Below are 4,946 nucleotides of genomic sequence, written 5' to 3'. Positions count from 1 at the left end.
GTGCAGGTCGATGCAACAAAGGTGCAGGTCGATGCAACAAAGGTGCAGGTCGATGTAACAAAGGTGCAGGTCGATGTAACAAAGGTGCAGGTCGATGCAACAAAGTTGCAGGTCAATACAACAAAGTTGCAGGTCAATACAACAAAGGCGCAGGTCAAAAGTGTACTTCACCCAAGCGAGAAGCTCTATATAACAGCAAATTTCAGCTGAAGTTCACTAATGCAGAGTAGAAATCACTCCTGGCAAAAAAGTTACAGTATCGCTGTACTCGTCAGCAGTTTAGCACTGTTATTTTCTTTACTTGTATCGCCACTGTTAGAGAATATTACTTTTTCAGTATTTTTTGCAGCTGTGGTGCTGAGTTCGTGGTACGGGACTCGCGGCTCAGGTTTATTCGCAACTTTCCTGTGTACCTTAGCCATCGCTTTCTTTTTTTTAAAACCAACTTATTCACTGAGTATTTTAACGCTCGATGCCTTTATCCGCCTGGGATTATTTGTGATTGTATCGGTGCTAAGTAGCGAGTTAAATGCAGCTTGGAGACGCACAGAGTTAAAGCTGCGAGAAAGTGAAACTCGCTATCGTGAAATGGCAGAGGCGGTGCAGAACTATGCCAATGAACTAGAACAACGAGTCACCGAGCGGACATCTGCCTTAGTCGAAGCCAACAAAGAACTTGAAACCTTTGCTTATTCAGTCTCCCATGACTTACGTTCTCCTTTGCGGTCAATGCAAGGTTTAGCTCAAGCACTACAGGAAGATTATAGCGATCGATTAGACAGCAATGGACAAGATTATATTCAGCGGATTGTCGCTTCTGCCGAACGGATGGATGGGCTAATTCAAGACTTGCTCGACTACTCGCGCCTGAGTCAAGTAGAAATTAATCTACGTGTAATTAACTTAACAGACATTGTTACAGAAGCTATCAACCAACTAGAAGTAGAATTGCGATCGCGACAAGCTCAGGTGAACATAGAGCTACCGCTTCCAGAAGTTACAGGCCATCGCACAATTCTAATCCAAGTACTCGTAAACCTATTGAGTAATGCAATCAAATTTGTCCCTGATAACAAACAACCCGAAATTCGGATATGGGCAGAAATCGTAGGGGAGGACGCAGGGAGTGTGAGACACGGCGACGCACAGAAATTATCAAATACTCTCTCCGTGTCCCCGTGTCCCCGCGTCCCCCCATCCTCTTTAAGAGCGTCCTCCATTCGCCTCTGGGTAGAAGATAACGGTATTGGCATTGCACCAGAACATCAGCAGCGAATTTTTAACGTATTTGAAAGATTACATACTCAAGAAAGTTATCCCGGTTCCGGCATTGGTTTAGCCATTGTCCGCAAAGGTGTTGAGCGTATGCGGGGGCAGGTCGGTGTAGAGTCTATAGTAGGTCAAGGCAGCCGCTTTTGGATTGAACTAGAAAAACTTTCGATCAAAATATGAACACACAGCAGCAGACAATCTTACTAGCAGAAGATGACCCCGATCAAGTCCTGTTAATTCGTCGCGCTTTACGCAAAGCTAATTTGATGCAACCCCTACAAGTTGTCAGCAATGGAGAAGCTGCTATTTCTTACCTGTGTGGTGAAGGAGAATATGCTGACCGAGAACGCTACCCTCTACCGATACTATTTTTGTTAGACCTAAAAATGCCGCGCAAATCTGGATTTGAGGTTTTGGAGTGGCTCAAGCAACAACCTGAACTCAGACGCTTACCAGTCATTGTGTTGACAACTTCTAAAGAAACAATAGATGTTCATAAAGCTTATGATTTGGGTGTCAACTCCTACTTAATTAAACCTGTAGCATTTAGTGACTTAACTGCAATGATAAAGTTACTTGATGCCTACTGGCTGAATTTAAATCAACAGCCGTTGGTTTACACTGACTAATGGTTTAGCCTAGAAAAGGTTCATTAATTCCTAATTCATGAAAAAATTCAACGATCGCTAGTGTATGTTCTCGCCGAGAGTACGACACGGAAAGATTTAAAATTACGCCTTACATTGCCAACAGATATTACAAAAGTTGCAAGCAAGGATTCTGCACTTAGAGCTTCTCAAGCATCAATTTTGGCTTCTCATGCACATTCTGATTATTGACGACAATCCAAATGACCGTTTCATGATTATTCGACAGATGCGGCGGGAATTTCCTGGTGTAGAAATAGAAGAAGTGGGTGAACCAGAAAAGTTTGAGCAAGCACTGGCAGCAGGTCGCTTCGATCTGACAATCACCGATTATCAACTCCGTTGGAACAATGGGTTAGAAATATTACATCTCCTTAAGAACCGCTACCCCGATCGCCCTGTGATTATGTTTACTAATACAGGCAATCAGGAAATAGCCGTTGAGGCAATGAAAAGTGGACTCGATGATTACATCCTCAAGTCACCTAAGCACTTAGTTCGTTTATCTGCAACAGTCAGGTCTGTCTTAGAACGCAACGAAACTCGCCGTAGAGCTAGCTTTTTAGAGAATCGTCTGCAATCTTTACTCAATCAATTAAATGTCGGTGTATTTCGGGCAATTCCCGACGGACGCCTATTAGAAGTTAACAGTGCATTTCTCAGCCTTTTGAGACTTGATTCTCTAGAAGAAATTCGGTTTAATAATAACTTTAATGAGATTTTTTCCAGATCGGGAGATATCACACCACACAAAAGACGAGAACGGGAATTAAGGATACGTAGAAAAGATGGTAGTTATATATGGGTATCAGTAAATGAAACTCTCAATATTACTAATGGAGACGAGGTGATTGATGGGCTAGTGGAAGACATTACCGGGCGCAAACGCTCAGAAGAAGCACTGAAGCGCTATGCGACAAGATTACAAACTCTCCAGGAGTTAGATCGCTCAATTTTGGGGGCAATTTCTCCCAAAGGAATTGCTGAAGCGGCTCTAGCTGCGACTTATCCCTTACTTCCCTGTCAATTAATGGATGTGACGTTGTTTGATTGGGAACAGCAACAAGCCACTGTGTTAGCTGTTGAGTCTAGCGATCGCATTGGCTGTGCCATCGGCGAAACTTTCTCATTACATGATTTTGGCAACATTGACAACTTACAACAAAACCAAGTGATGATGATTGAAAACTTGGCCGAACATCCAAGACCCTATCGGGTTCAACAACAGCTGTTCGACCAAGGCATTCGCTTAATTATGAATGTACCTGTGATTGCTCAACAACAGCTAATCGGTTCTTTGAATGTGGGAGTAACTCAACCGTGGTCATTAACTGACGAAGATGTGGAAATTGCTCGTGAGGTGGCAAATCAGTTAGCGATCGCCATTCAGCAATCCCGCTTGCGCGAACAATTACAGCGCTACACCGAACAACTCGAACAACTAGTTCACAACCGCACACAACAGCTTGAAGAAGCCAATAGTGCCTTAGAAGCCTTTGCTTACTCCATCTCCCACGACTTGCAAGAACCTCTGCGTGCTATTCGGGGATTTGCCACTATTCTCTTAGAAGACTACGATACCGTATTGAATTCAGGCGGGCAAGATTTACTTTATCGCATCGCCAGTAACGTCGAGCGGATGGACAACCTGTTGATAGACTTATTAGAATACAGCCGCTTGAGTCGCATTGATTTGCCACTGCAACCAATTAACCTCAACTCACTAGTCAAGCAAGTGCTGACGCAATTAGAGGTATCCCTGGAAGAAAAGCAAGCGCAAGTGACAATTGCAGAACCTCTGCTGGAAATTGTGGGAAACTACCGCACTGTGGAGCAGATTATCACGAATTTAATCACCAACGCCATCAAGTTTGTAGCTCCAGGAATTCAACCCCAAGTCAGAATATGGACAGAACACCGCGAACACTGCGTGCGTCTATGGGTAGAAGACAATGGCATAGGTATCTCACCGCAGCATTGGGAGCGGATTTTTGGTGTTTTCGAGCGTCTACACAGCATTGAAGCCTACCCTGGCACAGGAATCGGACTAGCGATCGTGCGTAAAGGCATCGAACGCATGGGCGGACAGGTAGGTATGGAATCAGAAGTCTCCCAAGGTAGCCGTTTTTGGATAGAACTACCAGAATTTGTCAAATGAAGAGTATTGGGCAATAACGTTCAGTTAAGCTTTTTTCTCCCCCCCTGCCTCCCCTGCCTCCCCTGCCTGCCTTAACAGATAAATTTACTTAACCCAAGCTGGGGCACGGGAGATAAAGCAGAATTCTGAATTCTGAATTAACGTGACGTGAGTTCGACAGGTATTATGTGGAAATCGTCAAGAACAGACCAGTCTATGCAGAATTCCACAGCACTGCCAAAGATCGTCCGCGCCCATGTATTCATTTCTGGCCGAGTCCAAGGAGTAGGCTACCGCTACGCCACTGTGGATACAGCTACCCAGTTAGGATTAACAGGTTGGGTGCGGAATCTTCCCGATAATAGTGTAGAAGCAGTTTTTGAAGGGGCGCGAGAGATTGTAGATGAGATGGTTCGCTGGTGTCACTCGGGACCACCTGCTGCTGTAGTCAAAGAGGTTGCTGTTGAGTACGAAGAACCAGAAGGCTTGCGGGGATTTGAAGTTAAGCGGGTTGAATAGTTGGATATGGGGCAATACGGTTCAGATAAGCTTTTTTCTCTCCCCCTGCTCCCCCTACTACCTCCACCGATAAATTTCTCAACTGAACCGTATTGCGCTATCACCGGAACCCGGCGCACTCTAATTGTTTGACTGAGTACTAATCAACTACCAAAACAGCCGAGCCTTCAATCTTACCACTACGCAGCGCATCTAAAGCTTCATTCGCTTGAGTTAAGGGAAAAGCATTGACATGTGGTAGTTTGGGGTGCGTCAATTCTCCATCAACTATATGTAAATCTGTGCGACAGACACCGCAAGCATGAACGCGAAGTAGTAAGTAGAATGGCGCAAAAAAACCAAAGTATGTAACGGAAAGTAAAGTTGCTCAA

General features: G+C 44.6%; 5 protein-coding genes and 1 pseudogene. 5 read left to right on the top strand and 1 reads right to left on the bottom strand.

Features of this window, described 5'->3' with window-relative positions:
• The 5 genes from ACM0OY_RS39475 to ACM0OY_RS39455 all read left to right on the top strand — a co-directional run.
• The coding region (locus ACM0OY_RS39475) for a hypothetical protein (protein ID WP_414574152.1) at positions 1-210 on the top strand (210 nt) is incomplete at its 5' end.
• Between the two features lie 9 nt (positions 211-219).
• A complete protein-coding gene (locus tag ACM0OY_RS39470; RefSeq protein WP_414574151.1) occupies positions 220-1,452 on the top strand; it encodes an ATP-binding protein in 1,233 nt (410 codons plus the stop codon).
• The gene (locus tag ACM0OY_RS39465) at positions 1,449-1,901 is read left to right on the top strand and encodes a response regulator (RefSeq protein WP_414574150.1); all 453 of its coding nucleotides are present in this window, start codon (positions 1,449-1,451) and stop codon (positions 1,899-1,901) included. The genes ACM0OY_RS39470 and ACM0OY_RS39465 overlap by 4 nt, the downstream gene beginning before the upstream one ends.
• Before the next feature lie 190 nt (positions 1,902-2,091).
• Positions 2,092-4,077 carry an ATP-binding protein gene (locus tag ACM0OY_RS39460; protein ID WP_414574149.1) on the top strand — a complete coding sequence of 662 codons (1,986 nt, stop codon included), beginning with the start codon at positions 2,092-2,094 and terminating at the stop codon, positions 4,075-4,077.
• A gap of 195 nt (positions 4,078-4,272) precedes the next feature.
• Positions 4,273-4,575 carry an acylphosphatase gene (locus ACM0OY_RS39455; protein WP_414574148.1) on the top strand — a complete coding sequence of 101 codons (303 nt, stop codon included), beginning with the start codon at positions 4,273-4,275 and terminating at the stop codon, positions 4,573-4,575.
• A 139-nt stretch (positions 4,576-4,714) separates the two neighbouring features.
• Here the strand turns inward: ACM0OY_RS39455 and ACM0OY_RS39450 are convergent.
• Positions 4,715-4,882, bottom strand: a pseudogene (locus tag ACM0OY_RS39450) (hypothetical protein); the annotation flags it as partial.
• Between the last annotated feature and the right edge of the window lie 64 nt (positions 4,883-4,946).

Source organism: Nostoc sp. CCY 9925, from assembly GCF_963920935.1.
GTDB lineage: Bacteria > Cyanobacteriota > Cyanobacteriia > Cyanobacteriales > Nostocaceae > Nostoc.
The sequence above is the reverse complement of the archived record's forward strand: the minus strand, read 5'-3'. Positions and strand labels throughout refer to the sequence as shown.